This is a genomic window from Fimbriimonadaceae bacterium (assembly GCA_019638775.1).
GTDB lineage: Bacteria > Armatimonadota > Fimbriimonadia > Fimbriimonadales > Fimbriimonadaceae > JAHBTD01.
The window spans coordinates 899,636-920,721 of sequence record JAHBTD010000001.1 but is presented as its reverse complement, the minus strand read 5'-3'; the positions used below and the strand labels follow the sequence as shown (position 1 = coordinate 920,721).

Below are 21,086 nucleotides of genomic sequence, written 5' to 3'. Positions count from 1 at the left end.
GAAAGTTCGTTACTCAGGGAGGATCAACTTAAATGTCATTTCGCGTGAATACAAACGTGCAGGCTATGAATGCTCTGCGCAACCTTACATCGACCAGTGCAGAATTTTCGAAGTCGATGACGGCCCTATCGACGGGTCTTCGCATTAACTCAGCTGCGGACGATCCCGCCGGCTTGATTATTTCCGAGAACTTCCGAGCTCAGATCTCGGGTATCGACCAGGCAGTCCGAAACAACCAGGACGCGCTCAACTATACAAAGACCGCAGAAGGCGCTCTCGACGAGGTCAACCGACTTCTTCGCGACGCTCGTGGCCTTTCCGTTGCTTCCGGTAACACCGGTACGCTCAGCGCCGACCAGCTCCAGGCAAACCAGAGCCAGCTGAACTCGATCGTCAATTCCATCAACCGAATTGCTTCGACGACTCAGTTTGGTAACAAGAAGTTGCTTGATGGTAGCGCAGGCGTTTCCGCTTCCGTGACCAGCACGGGCAACGTTAGCTCGATGTACTTTAGCGGCCAGTTCAACAGCGCTGCTTTGACGACAAACTCCGTTGTAACGATGACCGTCACGACGAGCGCAAGCCAGGCAACCATCGCTGGCGCAACGATCTATACGGCAACCTCCGATACGGTTGCTGCAGGTCAGCTCTCGATCAACGGCTACACGTTCAACACCACATCTTCGACGACGGTTGGCGACCTGATCAATCAGATCAACAGCGTCTCCGCTCAGACAGGCGTTACCGCCGATCTGACCAGCGGCACAGGCGTTTCGCTCACCTCCACGGAGTACGGCACCCGAGGCAACATCGTCCTTTCGGATGCCAGCGGTATCTTGAATACTGCCGGAACTGCAACCGCTACCGGAACCAACGCTGTCGCAACCGTGTCCATCGACACGAACGGCGCAACAGCTGGTGGTGTCACCACAGTCACCTTCACCGGTGGACGCGGTGGACAGAGCGGTCTCTTCCTTACAGACAACGACGGCAACTCGATCAAGATCACCCCGGGTGCATCGACATCGGCAACTGCCATCGGTTACGCCAGCGTGGGCTCTGCTCAGTTCCAGGTCGGTGGAAACGCCAACCAGACGGCAAACCTCTCGCTCGGCAACTTCTCGGCTTCGCAGCTTGGATCGGGCGCTGTTTCGGGTCTCAACTTGAGCAACCTGGACATCACGACCGCTTCCGGCGCCACCAACGCACTGAGCGTCATCGACGCGGCGATCAACCAGGTTGCCAAGTCGCGAGGCGAAATGGGTTCGTTCCAGCGCAACGTTCTTGAGTCGAACATTCGAGCTCTCGGCGTCGCCAAGGAGAACCTGTCGGCTTCGGAAAGCGCAATCCGCGACGTGGATGTAGCCGCAGAGATGTCGAAGTTCACGAAACTTCAGATTCTGCAGCAGAGCGGTCTGAGCATGCTCGCTCAGGCGAACAGCGCTCCGCAGTCGGTTCTGTCGCTTCTCCGCTAAGTTCCTTAGCGGTTCCGTGAGACGAATAAAGGTCCGGGAGTGGTTGCCCGGACCTTTTTATTTTGCCTGCTCGATAAGAATTTGAGCCGCAAGATATCCCGCCTCATAGGCGTACTCCACACGCCCCCCCATCACTCCGTCGCCCGCGATGAGCAGCCGCGCTGAGGGATGATTCACATTCTCAAACATCGCCGTTATCTCCGGCTGGCTATAGCGCCAACGCCGAACGAGAGCCACCTCCGGCTGATCCCAATCCTGCCCATACAAGCGCTTGATGAACTCAATCGTCGGCTCGACGATCTGCTCGTCGGAGTTCTCGAAATTGATTCGGCTGAATTGTGGGCTCATCTGCGCGACCAAAGACGTACACCCCTTGGGCGCATAATAGGGGCACTTCACAGACTCCAGGCTGAGCCAGGTAAGCGGGTGTCGCTGATCGGGGTCGAGGAGCGCGTGATAGCCCACTTCTGGCAGCACTCTTCGGTATCCGAGGCAGATGCTCAAGCACGACCGGAACGACGTATTCGCCAAAGGGCGACTCTCTCCCGCCGAAGCTAGCAGCTCTCGCACCTGTGGAATAGGGGGCGTGAGAATGACGGCGTCATAGTCCTCCCCTGCCACTCGGTAAACCTTGGTCCCGTTGCGATAAATCGACTCAACCTCGATGCCAAATCGGATATCCAGGTCCTTCGCCAGGAGCTTGGGCAGAGTGATAAGCCCCTTCGCATACGCATACCGAGGGATCGCGTTCTTTTTGGAGTCGCCTGCGATAACTCGCAAGGACGAGTGAGTGAAGATCGGCAACGCGACGCGGACGAGATCTGTGAGGTCAAGCTCCTCAAGCATCGCTCTTTCGATGTGCTTGCCTCGAGGAGCGACCGAGGTCGCCCCAGAATCGAAAAGGTAGCTAGACTCCTCCACGGTGGCGACACGCCCCCCGGGGATATCCGATTTTTCATAAACCACAGACTCAAGGCCGGCCTGCTTAAGGGCGCGTGCCGCGGCTAATCCCGATACCCCCGCGCCAACGATACAGACCTTCATGTGCGAGCCTCTCCCCGCCCATTGCACTCCGTTGCCCAAGCCTGCATAGGTTCATTATGCCAGTCTTAGAGTCGGACATACTTGCGGACCGCTTCCAGCTTCTTTGGCCCGATCCCTTTAACCTTCTCCAGTTCGTCGATCGACTTGAAGGAGCCGTTCGCTTTGCGGTATTCGATGATCTTTGCCGCTGTCACCGGCCCAATACCCGGCAGCGTTTCGAGTTGTGCCGCCGTTGCAGAATTGATGCTGATAGAGTTCGGGGCGGGGAGTTTTGGCTTCTTCGAGCCTTGCCCCCGTGATGCCTTTTGATAGCTTGAGCCAGCGCTCGCGTTTCTTCCCGAGTAGGATTCGGCAACCTTGGATTCATCCGAGGATTGCCTCTTGGGCACATATAGCTGAGTTCCATCAATCAGCGGTGCGGCCTGGTTCAGCGCCTCGATGTCCGCTTCCGGTTTGGATCCACCCGCCTTTGCGATGGCATCAAGCACCCTGTCCGACGCACCAAACTTATAAACTCCCGGCTTGGCGACTTCGCCCGTAACATCCACAACCAACTCAACAGGCACGCTTGGCCCAGGCTGCGTTGCCGCACTAGGCTCCTCCACAGCGATGGGTGTTAGTTTGATCTCTTGCGTGGAACGAATCTGCCTCGCTCCCGCAAACGCCATCGCCCCAAGCGCCAATGCCGAGATCACCACATAACTGAACTTCTGCTGAGTGTTAAGCTGCGAAAACATCGTAACCTCTCTCTTTGCTATTGTACAGTGAGTCTCTTGCTGGGGAGAGGGGAATCTAGTCGAGTAGCCTTGCGATATGGACACCTACCATATCTGGGTAAACCTTGCTCCTGGCGCGAAGGATTTGGAACTGGTCAGGGCTATTCAGACTTACCTTGACCATTTGAAGAATGCAGGAACGGTGAGCGGGTATCGGATACAGCGCCGAAAGTTCGGATTCGGGCCGGAGCTATTGGGTGAGTTCCATGTCCAGATCGACTTCCACAAGCTTGCCGATCTCGACGCCGCCTTTAACATCGCAGCGACTCGCGCGCCCGATGTTGAAGAGCTTCACCGTGCGGTCTACTCGCGCGTCGTGGACTATAAGGCCGGACTCTATCGCGATTTCCCCGATTCCATACGCTACGACGCTTAAGGCGTAAAGTCTTGGACAAGCACGTAGCCATCGGCGATCGTTTCGATCTCTTTGGTTGCGCCCACGATGGCGAGCTCGAACAGCTTGCGCCCCTTTTCTGCCGTGCCAAGCTTGGCGTAGCCGAGCGACCCCTCTTCCGTCATCTCATCAAAGTGGTGGATGACGCCCTGCAGCGACGGGCTCGACTTCAAGCCGTCGTTGCGCAGCTGATCGGGGCGGACGCGATCCGGATGCAGGTGCATGATCAGACTGACCTCTGCTTCGCAGGAGTGCTTGATGTGCTTGAGTGGCCCCTCCATCACCGCCGCACAATCCTCAGGCTTAATAAACCCGAAGTAGCCCGAGTGGCCAAAAGTCATCTCTGGGTGCCGCGCCTTCAAAGTGCGCATCACCATCCCGTTCGGTTCCGTGTTTCCCCCGTGCCCATTGATCACGTAAAACTTGTGGAACCCGTGAGGGATGAGCGACTCCACAACACTCTCAATCGCCCCCATGTACGCTTCAAACGACGCGCTTAACGTCCCCGAGAACTTGAGATGATGCCCCGAAGCGCCCAGCCACAGCGTCGGCGTTAGCAAGACTTTGCTGGGAAGATTGCGTTCAACCGCCTCACCCGCCGAAGTCGCCAAAAGCGAGTCGGTAAACAGGGTCAGATGAGGGCCGTGCTGCTCAAGCGATCCAGTAGGGATCAGAACAACCACGTCGCGTGAGATCGCATCGACCTCTTTCCAAGTCATTTCAGCAAGTTTCATCGGCGTTCGTATGTTTACCCGGGAATGTGAACCCGCCGAACTCGTTGTAGAATATCAACAGGACAATGCCGTATTCGTGGCCTCTGATCGAACATCAGCGCAACATGGGTTGGGACCTCTGTGTTGGGGGCCTGAAGCTTGTTGGGATGCGGCTGATGACGACGGAAGAATCGACCTTGCTGACAGCAAGCATTCGCAGAGCGATCTTTTATATGTTGCTTGGCTTCGTCACCGCCCCAATCTTGCTCATCCTTAGTTCGTCGTGGCAGTTTACAAACGGCAGATTATTGTCGACGGTGAGCTCTTGCACACTTTTCATAGCGAGCTTCGTGGCTGCCTGTCTTGCCTTCAACCAGTTCATATCATTCTCCAACCTAAGGATCATACAAAGGCATGGATACATCTATCAGTTCCAAGGTTGGCTGCCGGATAGGCGACATTGGACCAGTCAGCATCGCAAGATCGCCCGCCTCGCCATGACAATGAGCCAACCGCTCGGTGAGTTTTTTGTCGAGTGCTTTGCCGATGGGCGGATTGTCCGCATTCAAGGCTTGTCCGCGCATGGGCTCTTTCGGAGGTTGAGCATCCGAAGGTTTGCGCCAATTCCACAAGCGGAAGGCGTGCGTGAGCGGTCTCTGACACCAACGGAAAAGTCCGAACTGCAGACTTATCGAAACAATGGACTTGGTTTGATCGCATCTCTCGTGATGCCATTTTTTATCATAGTTTGCGTGACGTTCCCTATGAGAGTTGGATTTAAGCCAGAGGATGTTTATCTGATCACCCTTATGACCCTCGGATTTGGGCTCGCCGCAATTCCTCAGATACGAACATGGCGCCGCCACAGCAGAATGCTTAAAGCCGCTCGCCATGCGCTGAAATCGGGTCGGATCGAATACAACTTCGACGGTCGCAAGGTTTACCTTTCCGAAAGCGATGCGCTTTGGTCGATCGATGGGCAGCCAGCTTACTGGCGTTACGAGCTTCCTTAACACCAGTAGTCGCCGCAGATTCTGGCTTTGCGAACTCCATAAGCCCATTCGTTCACGTCAAGCGGTGCGACTGGCAAAAATAACAGTTCACTGAACAATCACTATAGGCTCGCGGTCCACTCGCTCTGAGGCCGCATGTTTGCGGCTTCGACTTTAACCTTATGGAGGTATGTCATGTTAGCAAAGAAGCTAATGATTGTTTTGTCGGTTGTGCTCGCATCGCTCGCCTTAGCGCAGCACGCGGGAGTTGCCGGCGCGAAAGGAAGAGGAGTTGCCGTGAACAACGATCAACTCCACGGATCGTTCAACTTCGAGGTCCGTAAAGCTATGCGGCGTAATGGGGAGCCGGTTGTCGATGGAAAGTTTGTGTGGGAGGCCCGGATCCCGAGCAATAACACAGCTGTTCGCATCGAAATGCCGGAGTGCCGTGAATTTGCCAAGGACGGAGACACAGCCGCGTTTGGCGGTCCTGCTGTCATGGTGGTTATGCGAAACAACGAGCGACATCGGTTCCACGGACCGCTTGTAGTTCGGGTTGGAGATTTTAAGGCGAAGAACTCTCGCCCGAATTCCGACCGACGCGACAAAATCAGCGTGAGTTTTCGCGCGAATGAGTCTGACGTAACGTATCACTTCGAAGGAGCTGTTCGCGAAGGCGATATCGAAGTTTGGATGCGTCGAGCAGACTAATCCCGTCCAATTGCAAACCCACTGGAGGCGGCCCCAGTGGGACTTCGCTATGAATCCGGGAGCTTTCCGTCCCAAGGTCGTCTTATAGAAGTATGAACCCCTGGATTGTCGGAGGCTTTTTCGCTCTCTACGTCATCTGGCAGCTTTGGCTTGGCCCCAAGCTCGGCGTTCCTACGTGATGGACAGGCTCTTGCTCGGTGGATCCGAAGCACAAAGATAGAGACTGATGTCAGATGTATTGCTCAGCGACATCAGGATGCGCTGAGATGTGGGCTTGCACTTCATCCAAAGTTGGCACGTAGGTCATCGCCCCCAACGCCTGACACTTTAAACTCCCCGCCGCCGCAGCAAAGCTCAAGCACTGAGAGAAGGGCCAGCCTTGGTCCAGCCCAAACAGCATCCCCGCTCTAAACATATCGCCCGCACCGGTGGAGTCCACGACTTTTGGACATGGATATGGGAAAAAGTGCTTGGGAGCCTGTCCGGGGCCACCAGCGACAAAGCCGTTGGAACCATCGGTGAGAATCGCCGCACATCCGTGCCGATCCCCCCACCTCCGAACCCACTCCAAGTTTCCAGCGACATCGCCCCGAACTCCCGCCCAATCGGTACTGCACTGCCAAACATCGGTCGCAGCAAATTCGATGGAGGGGTCTAGAATGTCCATCACATAGAGGTGCATCCCCGCCCCTTTTGCAAGCCGCAGGGCATCGTCGCCCGATTCACGCAAGTTGGAGTCAAGTGTGAACCAGCCTTCCGCTGCGAAAGGCGCGGAGGGGGGATCAAGCGAGTCGGTGATCGTGGCAAAGCCCTTCCCGAACATTGTCCGCTCGCCGTTGGGCGTCACGTAGATGTCGCAAACAGGCGTGGTCGCATCACGTTCTTGCAAGTCCTGCATCGGCAGGCCGCTCTTCCGGACAAGATCGGCAAGTTGTCTTCCATCCGCGTCAAGCCCGAGGGGATTTCCGGCAAGACGCATGTCCGCGTCCCACTGCATCAGCGCATACGCGGTGTTCGCGGCTTCGCCGCCAAGTAAAATGCGCTCCTCAAGAATCTCCACGTAGCCCCCGCTCGGTGGGAGTTGTTTAATCGTGCGCATTTGGTCGATACATATCGTTCCGTAAACGAGAATCAACCCGCCGAATCTACCCGAATGCCGCGAAGCGAGTAACATGCGGACGGTGGTTACCCTGGAAGCAGTTGTGAGCTTCGTGGTCTGGGTGGCGTACGGCTGGACAGTTTGGCGCCGAGGTCCTCAGATTCGAAAGAAGTACGGACAGATTGAGAAAAACAAGCGAATTCTTGCCTCAATCTGGCTGATGATCGGTGGGTTGATCGTGCTGATGTTCGGCATGTACGGCGCATCGCAATTTGCAGGGACTGCCGAAGGGTCGTTAAGTCCGGTGGGTTGGCTGATCGTGGCGGCGGTAGGATGTGTATTCGTCCACGCACAAACGTTGGCGGCCGCCATCATGACAACGTTGATGGAACGTGAAGTAACGTCAGTTGCTCCCCAATCGTCCACAATTCAGGAAAAAGAAGGTTTGGAATCATGAAACGCGTCCTCTTAGCAGTACTCCTTATTGTCTCAATCGTCGCCGCTGCCCCCGCGCAAACGGTCCCCGATGCAACCGCAAAACGCTCCGATGCCATCTTGTCGAGGGCTCGACAGCTCGATTTGTTGAATCACATCTTGCCTTTGGTGATGACCAAGGACCAGATCAAGCAGCTTCTGCCCGCGATTGAAAAATGTCGGGCGAAGGTGAAACAGGTCATCCAGCGTGAGGCCGACAATCTCAAGCTCGTCGAGATTGAGATCGACAGAGCCTACGAGGATGGCGTGAAGAAGGGCGCCGTTCCCTCCAAAGAACTCCTCAACAAACTCAATCGACTGTTCATCGGGTTTGCGATCCTCAGAGATGCCGCTGCCTCAGAAAACGCAGACGACGTATTGGCGGTGATGAAGAGTGCGCTCAACGAAGGCCAGCTCAAAACCGCGTCAAAATCTCTCGACATCAAGGTTTACAATCCCAAGGCTGAGCCCGACAAGATGAGCGACGACGAGAAGATCAAGTACTTCATTCGCGACGTCATCCTCGATCCGCTTGCCTACGATCTCTTGGTTGCCCTAAGTAAGTAGTCTTTGCCGAACGACCCTTGAAGGCTCACGCTCTCAAGGGTCGTTCTTATTTACACGGCGGCAAGTTGGGCATCCACCGACTCTCGACTGGTGCGCCAGGCAAGGAACTGCTTGCGGATATTTGGCAAGAATCGCTTGTTGACGTTGAGCCAGTAGGCGTGTTCGCCGCTTTCGCGCCGAATCGTAAGCACGATTTTGCACACTCCCGGAAGCTCGCTCCGATGCGCGGCAAGGTTAATCTCTTGAGAAACGCCAAGGTCAAACGGGGCAAGCCAAGCGGTCGTATGGGTGCGGCATAAGCAGCCGTCAAGCGCATCTTCTTGTATGGTCGTGCCGCTGGTCACAAACGAACCAATCGTAAACTCCTCATAGGCTTTGAACCAATCGGCAAAGAAGGCGATCAGCGACGGAGCTTCGTCCTCCGAGAGCCTAAAGGGAAGAACAAGTTCCCATTCGTCACCTTCGGGCGGTTCATCGGCAAAGTCATCCTGCAGCGCCGGGGCTGCAATCCGTGCCGCAACCTTTGCCGGATAGATCGTGCTCAGGAGCACGAGAGCCATGACGAGCACGGCAGCCATCACCGCCGAGGATGCGCTGAAATTCAGGTTAAGGCCAGGGAGAATCCCTGTGATGAGGACAAGACGAGAAACACCCTGAGCCAGGAAGTAACCCATCACCGTGCCAAAGACCCCGTAAACCAACGACTCGGCAAAGAATAGTGCGGCGATATGATTGGGGGCCAAGCCAATGGCGCTGAAGATCGAGATGTCGCGTTTGCGCTCATAAACGCTCGCGATCATCGTGTTCAGGATGAACACCGCAGCCAGGAGCATTTGCACGACGACCAAACCAAGGCCCGTGCTCTTCGAGCCTTGCAGGGTGCTAAAGGTCTTGACCGAGAGCCCGTCACCCTCCGGCACCGCCGCATAAACATTCATGCGAATGCGAGGCATCAGCTCATCCAAGGCCTTGCGTGTGTCCTCTGGGTTGTCGAAGTGAACGGCAACCGATCGAATCTGCCCGCCCAGGCTGAGCGCATCTTCCGTTGGGATGATCACACAAACCTCTGGGTCGAGCCTCAAAAAGCTCCTGAACGCGGCATTGATGGACCGAGATTCGGTTTGGAACCTCCGCGTAATCGTGAGGTCCGCAGGCAAAACGCCATCGCCATCCAAGTCGCGAATAGCACGCAGAGCGTCATCTTCGATTACGCCCACGACTTTGAAAGGCATTCCCGCAAAGCGAATCGTATCCGCCCCAGGTCTTAAAGAGCCGACGCCGAGTTTATCCGCCATCGAACGTGTCAAAACGATCACTCCCCGCTCGCCAGGATTGAACCATCTGCCTCCCGGTAGAAGCGCGTCTTGCGGGCGTGTGATCTTGGCTTCGCCCGACTCTAACCCCAGCACAGCCCGTACATCGGTTGTCTTTTCTCCCCGGTAGATCGAGAGTGGCGGGGTCTCGCTAAACTCAGCCCCATAGAAAAACGCCCGGCTCGCCAAAGTCGCCTTACCCTCATACAGATTGTTGAGGATGCGCGTCGTGGTGCGCTGGATCGGGTTCAGCCCGGGATCACGCACGAGGATGCCGGAGTAGGTTGCTTGATTCGGGCTCGCGGTTTCGTAAACTTTGAGGTCCGGGACGATAGACGTAAAGCTAAGGACGATGAAGGTGAGAACCACCAGCGTGAGCGTAGTCAAGATGGTTCGGGCTTTGCGACGACGCATATTGCTAATCCCAAGCGAGAAGGCCGCAAAAGCCACCGTGCCCCGAGAAAGATCAATCTCCTTAACCCCACTCTCAGCCGCCTTGAGCGCCTTGAGCGATGTCTCGAACTTCCCGACGATGAACCCGCCGACAACCAAACTCAGCGTCCCCATGACGAACGCGACAAAGATGACCGCCGGGTTGTAGATGATCTCAAAAGCGGGGTGAATTGAGTAGATCAGCGCAAACGACGCGATAAAGAAGATCGTCGACCACATGATCTGCTTGGTCAGCAGCTTCGCCGCGATCAGAAGCCTTTCTAAGAAGAAACTGAAGGGAAGGAGCAGAAACAGATAAAAAATCACCCCATTGATAACATCCGAATTCGTGCCCTGGATGACGGGATGTGCCCGCAAGGCGTACGCCCAAGCCGTTCGCGAATGCCTCTCGACCGCTGCCCAATCTTTGTCCAGAACGGCTTGGTCGGCAAGCCCCAACTCCTCTTTAGCTTTGGCCTGAAGGTCAAGCACGCTGTCGCTCAAAATCTTGTACTTGGCAAAGTTCTTGATCCTCGATTCATTGAGGCGAATCATATCCCTCGCGGCTTGAAGCGCGGGCAAATGCAGCGTGTCCGCATCTTCGCTTCCAGGCATGCCAAAGCCCGTTCCGGTAGGTTCCGAGTCCGAGCTGTTCGTCAGAGTCATCCGCACTTCGCCCGCCATCGACATGCCGATGAGCTTGTAGCGCATGTTTGGGGGGGCAAAGAGTACAGCAGTGTCCTCAATGTCGTCGGCGAGGAAAAAGTCTTGCTCGGCGATGAATAGGCCGTACATCTTCGGCACGGCCTCCGACCTTGCCTCAAGCGCCATCACAAAAGGAAGGGCTTGAAAGTCCTGCGGGTCGCTCAGATCGTAAATGTCCTGCGAAACGCACGGAAAGGCCACGATGGGAGTGGACTTGTGCGACGACGTCATCATAAACATCGTCGAGTAATAATTCGCCAGAACGCCCTCTGCCGGACCGTAGTCGATATTGCCCGAGTCTGGATCCATCCGAAACGCGGCAATCCTGAGTGGTCTACGATCGCGCACAAACCGCGCGCTCACTGGTGAAACCCCGATGAAGCTGTAGTGCGCCGTCTTGGGTTCGGTGAGTTGAATCATGGGCGCCCGAACCCCCAGCAGCGTTTTGTTCTCGTGCAGCAGAGTCGCCACAGACCCCTCTACCGGCACATCAGGAATAAAACTCTTGCTCGCATCGAAGACGACGACGCGGCCCTCAATCTCTCCAAAGCCACCGACCGTGGTCAGCCGTCGCATTGTCGTTGGCTGAAGGGGGACTCGATAGGGGGATGTCTCAGTCCGGCTAAGCGAGTCCCGACGCAGGTGCGCAAGAAGACACCCGATGCTCCGTGTTTGATCCGCAATCGCACGTACGTTCACCCTATCTAACGTGTCGAGCGGAGTGTCCAGGTAGGGCCGAGGCGTATCGACCGTCGCGAAGGTGAGCGCATTCAGCGTCGCCTGGATCATCGGTTCGCAGCTCATAGCGAACTTGCCAGGGATGTTGTTCTTCCAGGTTCTGTTGTCGCTGTCGTTGACCGCATCGATATACACATCGCGCCCGCTCGCAAGCCCATAGGTCTCAGCGATGCGATTCGCGTGGTCGCGCAAAATGCGCGATAGTGGTCGTATGGTGTCAGTGGTTTCGTTGCGGTAGTTGTAAAACCAGCCACGAGAGAACCCGGCGAGAGATGCTCGGGTAGAGCTCAAGTCGAGTGAGATTGTGAGCAGGGCATCCGGCTTTCCCGCCTGCTGTTGATGTTCCACCCACTCGCGCTCACCTTGGAGGGCAATAAAGTGCGCCGAGGTCACCATAAACGTCATCGGGCGACGTTGCGACCTTTCTTTCGATAGTCTTGCCAACTCCAGCAAAGCCGCCAACCCACTCGCACTATCCGCTCCCGGCGCGAGCCCCGGCACTGCCGACATCGAATCGGCATACGCGCTCAGCAGGATGCGTTCGTCCTTGGCAGCCGGAACCGATCCAGGAAGGTCGGCAAGGAGGTTGTACGTCTCCCGAAGCACCCAGTTCTGCTTGCACGAAAGGCGGACACTCTTGCCGTCTCTTGCAGCCTGCAGCACCGGCGCGATGTCGCGCAGGGGTAGCCAAAATCGGGGGACTCCAAGAGGAACGCTGCTGAAGGTGTCTTCAGCCTGCACACGGTCGGTGTCGCTCGGCTCAATAAAGACAATCGCCTTTGCGCCCAACTTGGCAGCGTTGCGCCACCGAGTACCGGTGTTGAACTCAAGAATGACAATTGACCCCGCGACGTCAAGCCCCTTAAGATCATCGAGCGACCCCATCCCGCCATACACGATCGGTCCCGAAACGTCACAGGTTGAGGTCCGCACGAGGTTGGGCCAGAGTGGATAGGCAGTGACGTTTTCCCCGCCCGTAATGGATAGCGTCCCCACAGCTTCAGGGTCGGGCACGGTGACCGAAAACGGCTGCTTGCGGATGTTGACGAAGCCGAGGCGATTGAAGATGCCTTCGGCATACTCCAAGGCCCTGCGCTCGCCCTCAGAGCCTGCCAATCGGGAAGGCGCTTTCGTAATCTGATCGAGGTGCTTTTGGATCTCGCTTTCGCGAATGTTCTCTCGAATCGCCTTGTAGATAGGGGTGTAGTCGTTCTGAGATGGTGTCTGCGCCGGTCCGGCTGTGAGCAGAGCGCCCAAGCAAGCCAACACCGTGAGCAGACGCTTGGACATGTCTTAAAGATACGCGAAAGCATGCCGCGAATCCTGCATTTGGAGAGATTTGTAAGTGGACTAATTGACGTCCCAGGTGTACTTGCTCGCGTCGTTGATGAAGCCTGCCCACTCCGGCCTCACATCACAGCCTTCAGAAAGTTGTGTGATAGCTACCGACTTTGAACCGCCCATCGCCCGCCCGATATTCATACGCTTGTCGTGCCAAGGCCAAGCCAAGCCGTATCGGAACTTCGAAAGCGGGTCTTGCGGGCTCCAGCCTTTGCGTGGGGTCAAAACCCCGGCCCCGGCAAAGCCGAAAGTATCAATGCGCTGGCCCGACCGCATGGCGTACCGGCACGGCGGGATGACGATATAGCTGCCCCCATCTTCGGGATTCCCTTGTCCGTTTCGCGAATGAACGGAGTCGACAAACAAAAGCGCAGTCGCGGGCTCGGCGATCTCGCTAAACCCACGCGGAACCGAAACCCAGGTGCCGCTCTGCCAAACCACGGGCGCGAAATAAAGGTAGTTGTAACCTTGGTCCACGTGGAGCGAGGCGTTGTAATAGCGCGCATCGGCATCCCCGGGGACGGCATCGGCATCCACCCAGCTCTCCTTCTCATCGCGTGACGCATGGTCCGACGGGCAGAAGAAAGTATTGAAGGAGTGGGTGTACGGCAGCAGAATCTGAACCCAGGTCCGGTCCTTATCTGGGGTGTATGGCCCGGCTGGACTTTGGTTCACAAGCATGAAATGCTCGTCGTAATCCGACAAGTACATCATCACGGCGGCTTGGGTGTTGCGGATGTTGCTCGCGCAGACGGTGCGCTGAGCCGCCATTTTGGCAGCGCGGAAAATGGGCAATAGAATTGCCCCGAGGATCGCGATAATTGCGATCACCACTGCCAGTTCTGGCAGGGTAAATGCTCGATCAGATTTCCGCACCGTTGTTTCTATTATAACAAGAACCTTAACGCCGTTCTAAAACGTATACACTAATTTCGCCACAAGAAGCAAAATCGTTGCCTCGATACCAGGCTGAAAGTGACTTCTCACACTGCAATGTGACCGCTTTTTTGCTTAATTGTGCTTTTTTTCGAATTTCGCGTAGCGTCCTAGCTCCGTAACCCCTTTTTCGCAAATTTGGTGCCACAACAAGGTTGTAAATTCCAATGGACTTTTCCTCATCGGTGAGCATCACAACCCCAACTCGGTCGTGACCGACTCGAATCTCGTAGAGGTCCAGACCCGAGTGCAAGGTCGCTTCAGCCACGCTGCGCGCAATATCTCCGCCTCGTCGCCCGAAGAATTGGTCCGCCATGTAATGGGCAATGCTCGACCGCAGTTCATCCTTCTGCACCAGTTCGATCAAGTCGGGCTGCGTATCCTCCAATCCTTCAACCCACATCGCCTGCAAGGTGTGAACAGAACGGAAACCGCGCTTTGTCAAGGCAACCGCTGTCCCGTTCTGAGCCGCATCGGGACTGACATAAAGGTGGAAAGTTTCCTTCGCCCCCGCATAAAGGGCAAGGTCCTTCGCGCCAAGGTCGTCGCAAAAGTCCACCACCGCGAAATTCCCAACCGGATGATCGTGCCCGCTCACGCAGATCACACAACCCTCCTGTTCAATCTTCTTTGCGCCTGTTGTTGCCAACCCAATCGACAGATAGGTTTTCTTGAGATTGTCGATTGCGGCTACGGCATGTGCATCCATCAGAGTACGATGCTCCAAAACACCCCCGGGCGCACACCTTTGGGATGAATCCCCGCGCCGAGGCTCAGCCCCTTGTCGAGCCGAAATCCGACAAATCCACGCAAACCCCGAGGAGTTGCAATGGCGCTGGCAAAGAATTCCGATTTGCTGTTCGATCTCCACACGTCCAAGCCAACCGCAACCTGAAGGCCGTCTTCGGTGTCGCCAAGAACTCCAATGCGGATAGTTGGGGCGGTCAGTGAACTCGGCGGAGTGTAATCCAAACCGGCAAACTCAGCTTCAAAATACGCCCCGACTGTGTTCTGGACCTTCTTTTGAATGAAGAATCCACCGTAGTGGCCGGTGTCGAGCCAAACCGTTTTGGCTCCGTCGAGCGCGGAGATGAGCTTGTCGGTGGAATCAGGGGGGATAACCGTATCGTACTTGGCACCGATGATCAGAGATGACTGCAGCCCGCGTCCAGCGAGATAGTTCAAAGGTTCAATCGACTGCAGAGCCTTGCGCAAGGATTCCTCGGTGTAACCGTCCTTTCGGAACTGCTCTCTTTGCTTCACCACTCGGGACGATTTCCACAGAATCCCGGCGATGTCAGCGCCCGCAAGCACAAATGCCCCGTGAGTAAGCCGCTTATCAACCCCGCAGGTGATGGTCGCGACCAAGGAGCCGAGCGATGTGCCCGCGATCCCGACCCTCGAACTGTCGAATTCCGGTCGCGTCGCGATCCAGTCGATGGTCCGCCGAACGTCGAGGACGCACTGCGTCATCGTCTCGACCAGCTTTTGCGGGTCCGCTACAATCGCCAGTTCGCCTGAGCGCGAGCCCTTGGGCGTTCGCGCGAGGTGATAGGGCAGCGGCATAAGGACCGATGCAATGCCTCGTCGAGCGAGGTCCTGAGCTTGGTTGCGCTCCGCGCGTTGATCGGTTGCCCCCCAATAATGCAGGATGATAACAACTGGGGTGGCCTGCACAGTTCGAGCAGGCACGAAGACATTCAACGGAATCGCGTTATTCTCTGGGAAAGGACTCTCGACGGCACTAGGCAGCGTCACGGTGTACTCCGACAGCGTGTTCTCCTCTGCGACTTTGGTCCACGCGGAGAAAGTCGTTGCCGGGGGAGGTTGCTTCAAGTCGGGCCCCTGAGCCAAAGTCAAGGAGCTGCCTAAAACAGCGAGGAACGCTAAGATGATTTTCGTCGCCGCTCTTTCAATCATGTTTGTCGGTGCTCAGGTTACCGCGACGCCGGACTCAGAGTTTGAAACCGCATTGGGTACGGCGGGTTTATCGACCAAAACCGCACGCTTCGACCAGAACCTCGCCCAGTTTTATAGACTTGGCGAATTTAGCACAACTATCTATGACGCATGCGACGAAAATCCTTGGCGGATTCCGTTCTTCTCAAAAACGTTCCGAGATGAGATGTCCACCCAGATCGGCTCGGCGGCAGCGGGTCTTCAATCCGGCGCGCACCTCACCGGATTTCCGATTCGACGCTCGCTCCTTGGCAATCCAAACGCCGCAGAAGAGGGAAGCGCAAAGGAAACTGGGGCGCTCAAACGAGTCTTGGATGACCTCGCCGCAAAGGGAGTTGTGAGCGGTCCTGTACCCCGTCTCGATTCGGTCCCTGCGGAGGTTCAAAAGGCTGCCGCTCTGATCCTAAGTGTCATCCCACGCTCGCTGGAGATGCGCAAGGCGGCCTTTCTCAAGCTTGGCGACCTCAATCCACAGTACACACGCTTCGCTCAAAGAGCGCCCAGCGATGAGTTCGGCAGTTCGTTTAACGACAAACTCCAAGCCTATCGCGGTGTAGAAATGGCCTACCTTGCAGCCGGGGCATACGATCTGTTTTTGGCGGTGCAGGCTGCCGGCGTGTATCTCGGAATCGTGCCGGACGGCGCCGAATATGACGTGCAGATCCCAACGGCTTGGGGAGTCATCCGGCTGACCGGCGGGAGCGACACGAAGCACCCCGACCGCCCCACTCTCCTTATCATCGACACGGGCGGCAACGACACATACATAAACTGCCCGGCAAATCAGAGCGCATCGAACTGGGCCAGCGTCGTGCTGGACAGCAAAGGCAACGATCAGTATCTTAGCCACGAAGTTTTAGGAAATATGAACCTCGTTGGATGGGATCAACGAAAGAAAGGCACAAACGAACCCGGTCCCGGCGGCGCGCTTTTTGGCTATGCGGTACTCCTTGATAGCGGTGGAAACGATGTCTATCGAACCCACCGGCCAGGGATAGGTTCAGGGCGGATGGGGATGGCGGCAACGATCGACCTCGATGGCGATGACATTTACGATGCTTACGTGGACAGTGAAGGGTTCGGCAACTTCGGTGCAGGGATTCTAGAGGATGTCCGTGGGAACGACAAGTACTTCGGGTTCAACCAAGTACAGGGTTGCGGGCAAACGGAAGGCTTCGGCTACCTTGCCGACCGCGCCGGTGACGATGCCTATGTGGCGAATGACCAGGTGATCGACTTCGCTTCACCACAGTCCGCAGAGCACAACGTCAGCATGGCTCAAGGCGCAGGCAATGGCCGCCGCGCCGACTACCTCGACGGGCACACACTCGCAGGCGGCGTCGGCATCTTGCTCGACCAGGAGGGCGACGACAAGTACAGCTGTGGGGTCTTCGGACAGGGTGTGGGCTACGGTCGCGGCGTCGGGTTCTTGTGGGATCTCGCCGGGAAAGACAGCTATTACGGACAGTGGTACGTTCAAGGAGCTTCGGCACACTACGCAATTGGAGTCTTGGATGATGAGAAAGGAGACGACTCTTATATCGCGGTCATGAACATGGCGCAAGGTGCAGGGCACGATTTTGCCATCGGTTGTCTATTAGATCGAGCCGGAACGGACACCTATAAAGCGCCTAACCTGAGCCTTGGCTCGGGCAATGCCAACGGCATTGGCATCTTTGTGGAGTTTGGCGGGAACGACAAGTACGACAGTCAAGGCATAACCCTCGGGAAAGCCGCCGAAGCGCCAAAAGGCAGCCTTCGGTCGCGTTGCTTGTGCCTGGGTGTATTCATGGACCTGGGTGGAGAAGACCTCTATCCACCCTCAACCCCCTGGACCGCAAACGCTACCCGCACCGCCAACTGGACTGACAAGGGCTTAACCCCGCAAGAGGGGCAGTTAGGCATATTCTGGGATCGGTGAGCGGTCTTCCCCCTCCTTGTCTGAGCGTAGCGAAGATGGGGAGGGGGTGTAGGGGGTGGGGCTTCTTGAACCCGTTCCCGTGCCAGAGAACTTCTTAGCTTTGATCCCTCCAGAACTGCCGTTCTGGAGCGTACCAACCCTCAGATTTACCCTCCATATCTGCAGATATGTAAGCGTCGATCCCTCCAGAACTGCCGTTTTGGAGGGTGCCAACTCTCAGATTTACCCTCCATATCTGCAGATATGTAAGCGTCGATCCCTCCAGAACTGCCGTTCTGGAGGGTACCAACCTTCGGATTTACCCTCCATATCTGCAGACAGGAAGCGATCAACTCATAGCTTATGCTTAGTGCCTTAGTGAGAAACTCCCCCATCACAAGCCGCATCGATTATCACCCGCGCGTATCGCTCGCTCGCTCCTAGATTGCCCTGCACCAGTTTCGCCGCCGCAGCCCCCATGCTCTCCCGCTTAACCGAATCCTCGAGCAGCTCGTTGATCGCCGCCGCTAACTCTTCGGGCGATCCGCAGGTTTGGGAAGCGCCCGCAGCCTGCGCTGCATCCGCTACCGCACGAAAGTTCTGCATATGTGGTCCGTGAAGAACCGGCTTCCCATGCGCCAACGGCTGCAGGATATTCTGCCCGCCCAGGTTGTCAAAGCCCCCGCCGACAACCACGATGTCCGCCACAGAATAGACCTTGCTCAATTCGCCGTACGTATCCAGCAGCACGTAGGAACCGCCCTCACCCTTTGATCGCAGCGCCACACTCCCAAATGCCGCCTGAACCTGCTCGGCAAGAGCAGGCACCCTCTCCATGTGCCGAGGGGCATGCACGACGGAGACGCGGTCAAGCCCAACGCTGGCAATCGCCTCCAGCACAAACTTCTCCTCCATCTCCCCCCGTGTGGACCCGATGACGAGAACCGGCTTTCCGTCCGGCAGCTTCAGTTCACGCCTCCATTCCGCCGCATTCGCATCCAGTCCTTCCACTGCCTCATCGAATTTGCAGTTGCCCAGCACTTCCACGTTCTGCCCACCAAGAGCCTTAATGCGCTCGGCATCGACTTCGCTCTGCATCAAGCAGTGATCCACATAGCCGAGCAACGGGCGATAGAAAAACGCAATCTTTTGAGATCGTGGGAAACTGCGGTCGCTGATGCGTCCATTGATCAGCAACGTGGAGGCTCTGAAAGCCTTCGCCTGCCACAAGAAGCTCATCCACAACTCCGTCTCCATCACCGCGACGACCGCAGGCTGAACACGCATCATCGCGTTGAACTGAAACCGCATCAGGTCGATAGGGAAGTAGACGAGATGGTCGAACAGACCCTCCGCCTTCTCTCGGGCGGTTTGATGTCCGCTACTGGTGGTCACGCTCAGGATGATTTCATGATCCGGCAGGAGCTTGCGTACTTCGCGAAGGATGGGCAACACGGCAACGACCTCCCCGACCGAAACGGCGTGGATCCAGATTCGCTTGCCATCTTTGCGCGGCCCAAACGAGTACCGGCCAAAGCGCTCACGCCAGTTCGGACTCTCCTTGCGCCGCGAACTGCGCCAAAGCATCCACGGCACCCAGAAGGGGCTCAGAATGAGGAGCAACAGGTTATAGAGAACGGCCATGAACGCGCGTAAAGAGTACCGGCTCGGACGCCATGTCCGAGCCGGTACGGTCTTTTGCAGGGAGTGGGCTTAGCGATCCGGCTCGCTTTCGACCTGTTTGTACATGGTCTCGTAGTCCGCTTTCATCTCTGGATCGGTCTCCTTGAGCATCAGCAGCTTGATCGCCATAAGCTGGGCATGCTTGAGCGCCTTGCTCGGATCAATTTCGACATCGGGCTTTACGCCTGTGCCTTCCCAGTTAGTCTTCGTGTACGGATTGATCGCTCGTCCGCCCGGGATAAAGCAGGAAAAGTGATCACTCAGCCGCGCCACCCCACCGGGGTTGGCCCCGCCCCAAGTCGAGCTTCCAACCGTTGTGCCGCGCTTGAGCTGCTGGAAGTTGTAAGCACACTCTTCCGCGCCAGAACCCGTCCGCTTGCTCGTCAGAATGTAAAGCGGCTTGTTGAGATAACGCGGCCCTGCAACTTTCTTCAGCGTCCAAAACTCAATAGTTTCTCCCTTATTGCCATTGCGGAAGTAGATGCTGTTCAAATGAACCGGCTTCTCGTCAAAGAAGTAGCTGCAAAAGAGCTGTACGCCTCTCGGATCACCACCACCGTTTTGCCGAAGGTCGACGATCATCGCGTCGGTATTGGCTAGGAACCTCATCGCCCCTTCAACCGGACGGGCCATATCCTCTGGTCCCATGAACCCGTTGAAGGCGATGTATCCGATATTCCCCGTTAAGCGCTCGACCTTCGTGAACTCTGCATTCCGAAATCGCACGGAGGCTTCTGCCCGCTTAATCTCCTCAGCCGAAGGTTCCCTTGGGCTTGACCGTGTCGGCAGTACGTTGGGCGAGTATCGAAACCTCAGATGCGCGTCAGTGACCTGCCCCTTGATGATCTCATTGACGTGTGCCGCGAACTGAACGGGATCGGTCTGCGCTTTGTAGTCACTTCCCGCCATCCATTTCCGAAGCTCGGCTTCAATCTTCTTGGCGATGTCGGGCATGACATAGGTTTGGTTCATCTCTCGAATGAGGGTTTCAAGCGTCTGGTTTTTGACTTCGTTGGTCAATTCAAAAGCCTTCGCTTGGGTGGCGCCTCCTTGATAACGGAGCAGGGCGTCAGAGGGGACGTACGATGGCGCGTCCGTCTGCACGCCAGTTATTAAGGCCAAAGCGATAAGTGTCGAAATCATCATGGTTTTTCCTTAGTGTTATGAACAGGTCCGGTGGTGATCCCCTTTAGCAAGAGGTCAATCATCGCGCTAAGCTTCATGCCGATCGCTTCCGGAGTTCCGATTTCGCGAACGGTAAGGCTATACGGCAGAAACGCGTTGGTGGCCAGAAGCATCGACTCGGCGATGCTGTCGGCACGACGCTCGCAATCTTCTGTCGCCCGCGCACCTTCAAGCAGGACACGGGACAACAAGCGCTTCTCCTCTTCGAAGTACTCGGCGCGCCGCGCCATGTACGAGGGTCGCACCACTTCAAAGAGCTCGTTTAGGCTGTGAGCATAGTCCTTGACTTGCTCTATCCTTCCCATCACCCTCCGATAAAGCATCTTCCTAAGCCGAATCGAAGCAGGCTCGTTTGCGTCAGCGATCTCCCTAAGCTCCCGATGAACCTGCTCAACGACTCGCCCAATTGAGGAGAGTCCGACATCCTCTTTGCTTCGAAAGTGGAGGTAGATCGTTCGCTTGCCGATGCCCGCCTCTTTAGCGAGGTCGTCCATCGTCATCTTGCGAAAGCCATACCGGGCCATAAGCCGATCGGTCGCATCGAGGATCACATCCGGTGTGGATGCCCGAGCCGCAGGGAGAACTGCCATGACTCATTAATACACAAATGCACGATATTAGGTTTCAGTGCAACCGAAAGTCACGGATG

Annotated in this window: 18 protein-coding genes; 7 read left to right on the top strand and 11 right to left on the bottom strand. The window is 56.4% G+C overall.

Features of this window, described 5'->3' with window-relative positions:
• Window positions 1–32: 32 nt before the first annotated feature.
• Window positions 33–1,475 (top strand): hypothetical protein, encoded by a 1,443-nt coding sequence (locus tag KF784_04310; protein MBX3118265.1) that lies wholly within the window; start codon window positions 33–35, stop codon window positions 1,473–1,475.
• Window positions 1,476–1,532: 57 nt separating this feature from the next.
• On the opposite strand, the gene KF784_04305 is transcribed toward KF784_04310, so the two are convergent.
• Together KF784_04305 and KF784_04300 are read right to left on the bottom strand one after the other, a co-directional pair.
• Window positions 1,533–2,519, bottom strand: a complete 987-nt coding sequence (locus tag KF784_04305; GenBank protein ID MBX3118264.1) for an FAD-dependent oxidoreductase — start codon at window positions 2,517–2,519, stop codon at window positions 1,533–1,535.
• A 65-nt stretch (window positions 2,520–2,584) separates the two neighbouring features.
• Window positions 2,585–3,256 carry a helix-hairpin-helix domain-containing protein gene (locus KF784_04300; protein MBX3118263.1) on the bottom strand — a complete coding sequence of 224 codons (672 nt, stop codon included), beginning with the start codon at window positions 3,254–3,256 and terminating at the stop codon, window positions 2,585–2,587.
• A 76-nt stretch (window positions 3,257–3,332) separates the two neighbouring features.
• Between KF784_04300 and KF784_04295 the strand changes: the two genes are divergently transcribed.
• Window positions 3,333–3,671, top strand: a complete 339-nt coding sequence (locus tag KF784_04295) for a hypothetical protein (GenBank protein MBX3118262.1) — start codon at window positions 3,333–3,335, stop codon at window positions 3,669–3,671.
• On the opposite strand, the gene KF784_04290 is transcribed toward KF784_04295, so the two are convergent.
• Complete coding sequence (locus KF784_04290) at window positions 3,668–4,423, bottom strand: creatininase family protein (GenBank protein MBX3118261.1); 756 nt, start codon at window positions 4,421–4,423, stop codon at window positions 3,668–3,670. The genes KF784_04295 and KF784_04290 overlap by 4 nt on opposite strands.
• 65 nt (window positions 4,424–4,488) lie before the next feature.
• On the opposite strand from KF784_04290, the gene KF784_04285 reads away from it, so the two are divergent.
• Both KF784_04285 and KF784_04280 read left to right on the top strand, forming a co-directional pair.
• A complete protein-coding gene (locus KF784_04285; GenBank protein ID MBX3118260.1) occupies window positions 4,489–5,415 on the top strand; it encodes a hypothetical protein in 927 nt (308 codons plus the stop codon).
• 174 nt (window positions 5,416–5,589) lie between these two features.
• Window positions 5,590–6,105, top strand: a complete 516-nt coding sequence (locus KF784_04280) for a hypothetical protein (protein ID MBX3118259.1) — start codon at window positions 5,590–5,592, stop codon at window positions 6,103–6,105.
• 229 nt (window positions 6,106–6,334) lie between these two features.
• Here KF784_04280 and KF784_04275 read toward each other — a convergent pair whose 3' ends face one another.
• Entirely contained in the window at window positions 6,335–7,279 is a 945-nt protein-coding gene (locus KF784_04275) for a carbohydrate kinase family protein (protein MBX3118258.1), read from the bottom strand.
• A gap of 7 nt (window positions 7,280–7,286) precedes the next feature.
• Here KF784_04275 and KF784_04270 point away from each other — a divergent pair, with 7 nt between their 5' ends.
• A complete protein-coding gene (locus KF784_04270; protein ID MBX3118257.1) occupies window positions 7,287–7,661 on the top strand; it encodes a hypothetical protein in 375 nt (124 codons plus the stop codon).
• Window positions 7,658–8,245 carry a hypothetical protein gene (locus tag KF784_04265; GenBank protein MBX3118256.1) on the top strand — a complete coding sequence of 196 codons (588 nt, stop codon included), beginning with the start codon at window positions 7,658–7,660 and terminating at the stop codon, window positions 8,243–8,245. Before KF784_04270 ends, KF784_04265 begins: the two co-directional genes overlap by 4 nt.
• 50 nt (window positions 8,246–8,295) lie before the next feature.
• Here KF784_04265 and KF784_04260 read toward each other — a convergent pair whose 3' ends face one another.
• The 4 genes from KF784_04260 to KF784_04245 are packed head-to-tail and all read right to left on the bottom strand — an operon-like array spanning window position 8,296 to window position 15,630.
• A complete protein-coding gene (locus tag KF784_04260; GenBank protein ID MBX3118255.1) occupies window positions 8,296–12,723 on the bottom strand; it encodes a M28 family peptidase in 4,428 nt (1,475 codons plus the stop codon).
• Window positions 12,724–12,783: 60 nt separating this feature from the next.
• Window positions 12,784–13,650, bottom strand: a complete 867-nt coding sequence (locus tag KF784_04255) for a prepilin-type N-terminal cleavage/methylation domain-containing protein (protein MBX3118254.1) — start codon at window positions 13,648–13,650, stop codon at window positions 12,784–12,786.
• Window positions 13,651–13,675: 25 nt separating this feature from the next.
• Entirely contained in the window at window positions 13,676–14,419 is a 744-nt protein-coding gene (locus KF784_04250; protein MBX3118253.1) for a hypothetical protein, read from the bottom strand.
• The gene (locus tag KF784_04245) at window positions 14,419–15,630 is read right to left on the bottom strand and encodes an alpha/beta hydrolase family protein (protein ID MBX3118252.1); all 1,212 of its coding nucleotides are present in this window, start codon (window positions 15,628–15,630) and stop codon (window positions 14,419–14,421) included. Before KF784_04245 ends, KF784_04250 begins: the two co-directional genes overlap by 1 nt.
• Here KF784_04245 and KF784_04240 point away from each other — a divergent pair.
• Complete coding sequence (locus tag KF784_04240) at window positions 15,602–17,590, top strand: hypothetical protein (GenBank protein ID MBX3118251.1); 1,989 nt, start codon at window positions 15,602–15,604, stop codon at window positions 17,588–17,590. The two genes, KF784_04245 and KF784_04240, sit on opposite strands and share 29 nt — an antisense overlap.
• 354 nt (window positions 17,591–17,944) lie before the next feature.
• On the opposite strand, the gene KF784_04235 is transcribed toward KF784_04240, so the two are convergent.
• From KF784_04235 to KF784_04225, 3 genes are all read right to left on the bottom strand, one after another.
• The gene (locus KF784_04235) at window positions 17,945–19,213 is read right to left on the bottom strand and encodes a hypothetical protein (protein MBX3118250.1); all 1,269 of its coding nucleotides are present in this window, start codon (window positions 19,211–19,213) and stop codon (window positions 17,945–17,947) included.
• A 69-nt stretch (window positions 19,214–19,282) separates the two neighbouring features.
• Window positions 19,283–20,398 carry a S41 family peptidase gene (locus KF784_04230; GenBank protein MBX3118249.1) on the bottom strand — a complete coding sequence of 372 codons (1,116 nt, stop codon included), beginning with the start codon at window positions 20,396–20,398 and terminating at the stop codon, window positions 19,283–19,285.
• Window positions 20,395–21,027 carry a TetR/AcrR family transcriptional regulator gene (locus KF784_04225; protein ID MBX3118248.1) on the bottom strand — a complete coding sequence of 211 codons (633 nt, stop codon included), beginning with the start codon at window positions 21,025–21,027 and terminating at the stop codon, window positions 20,395–20,397. Before KF784_04225 ends, KF784_04230 begins: the two co-directional genes overlap by 4 nt.
• Between the last annotated feature and the right edge of the window lie 59 nt (window positions 21,028–21,086).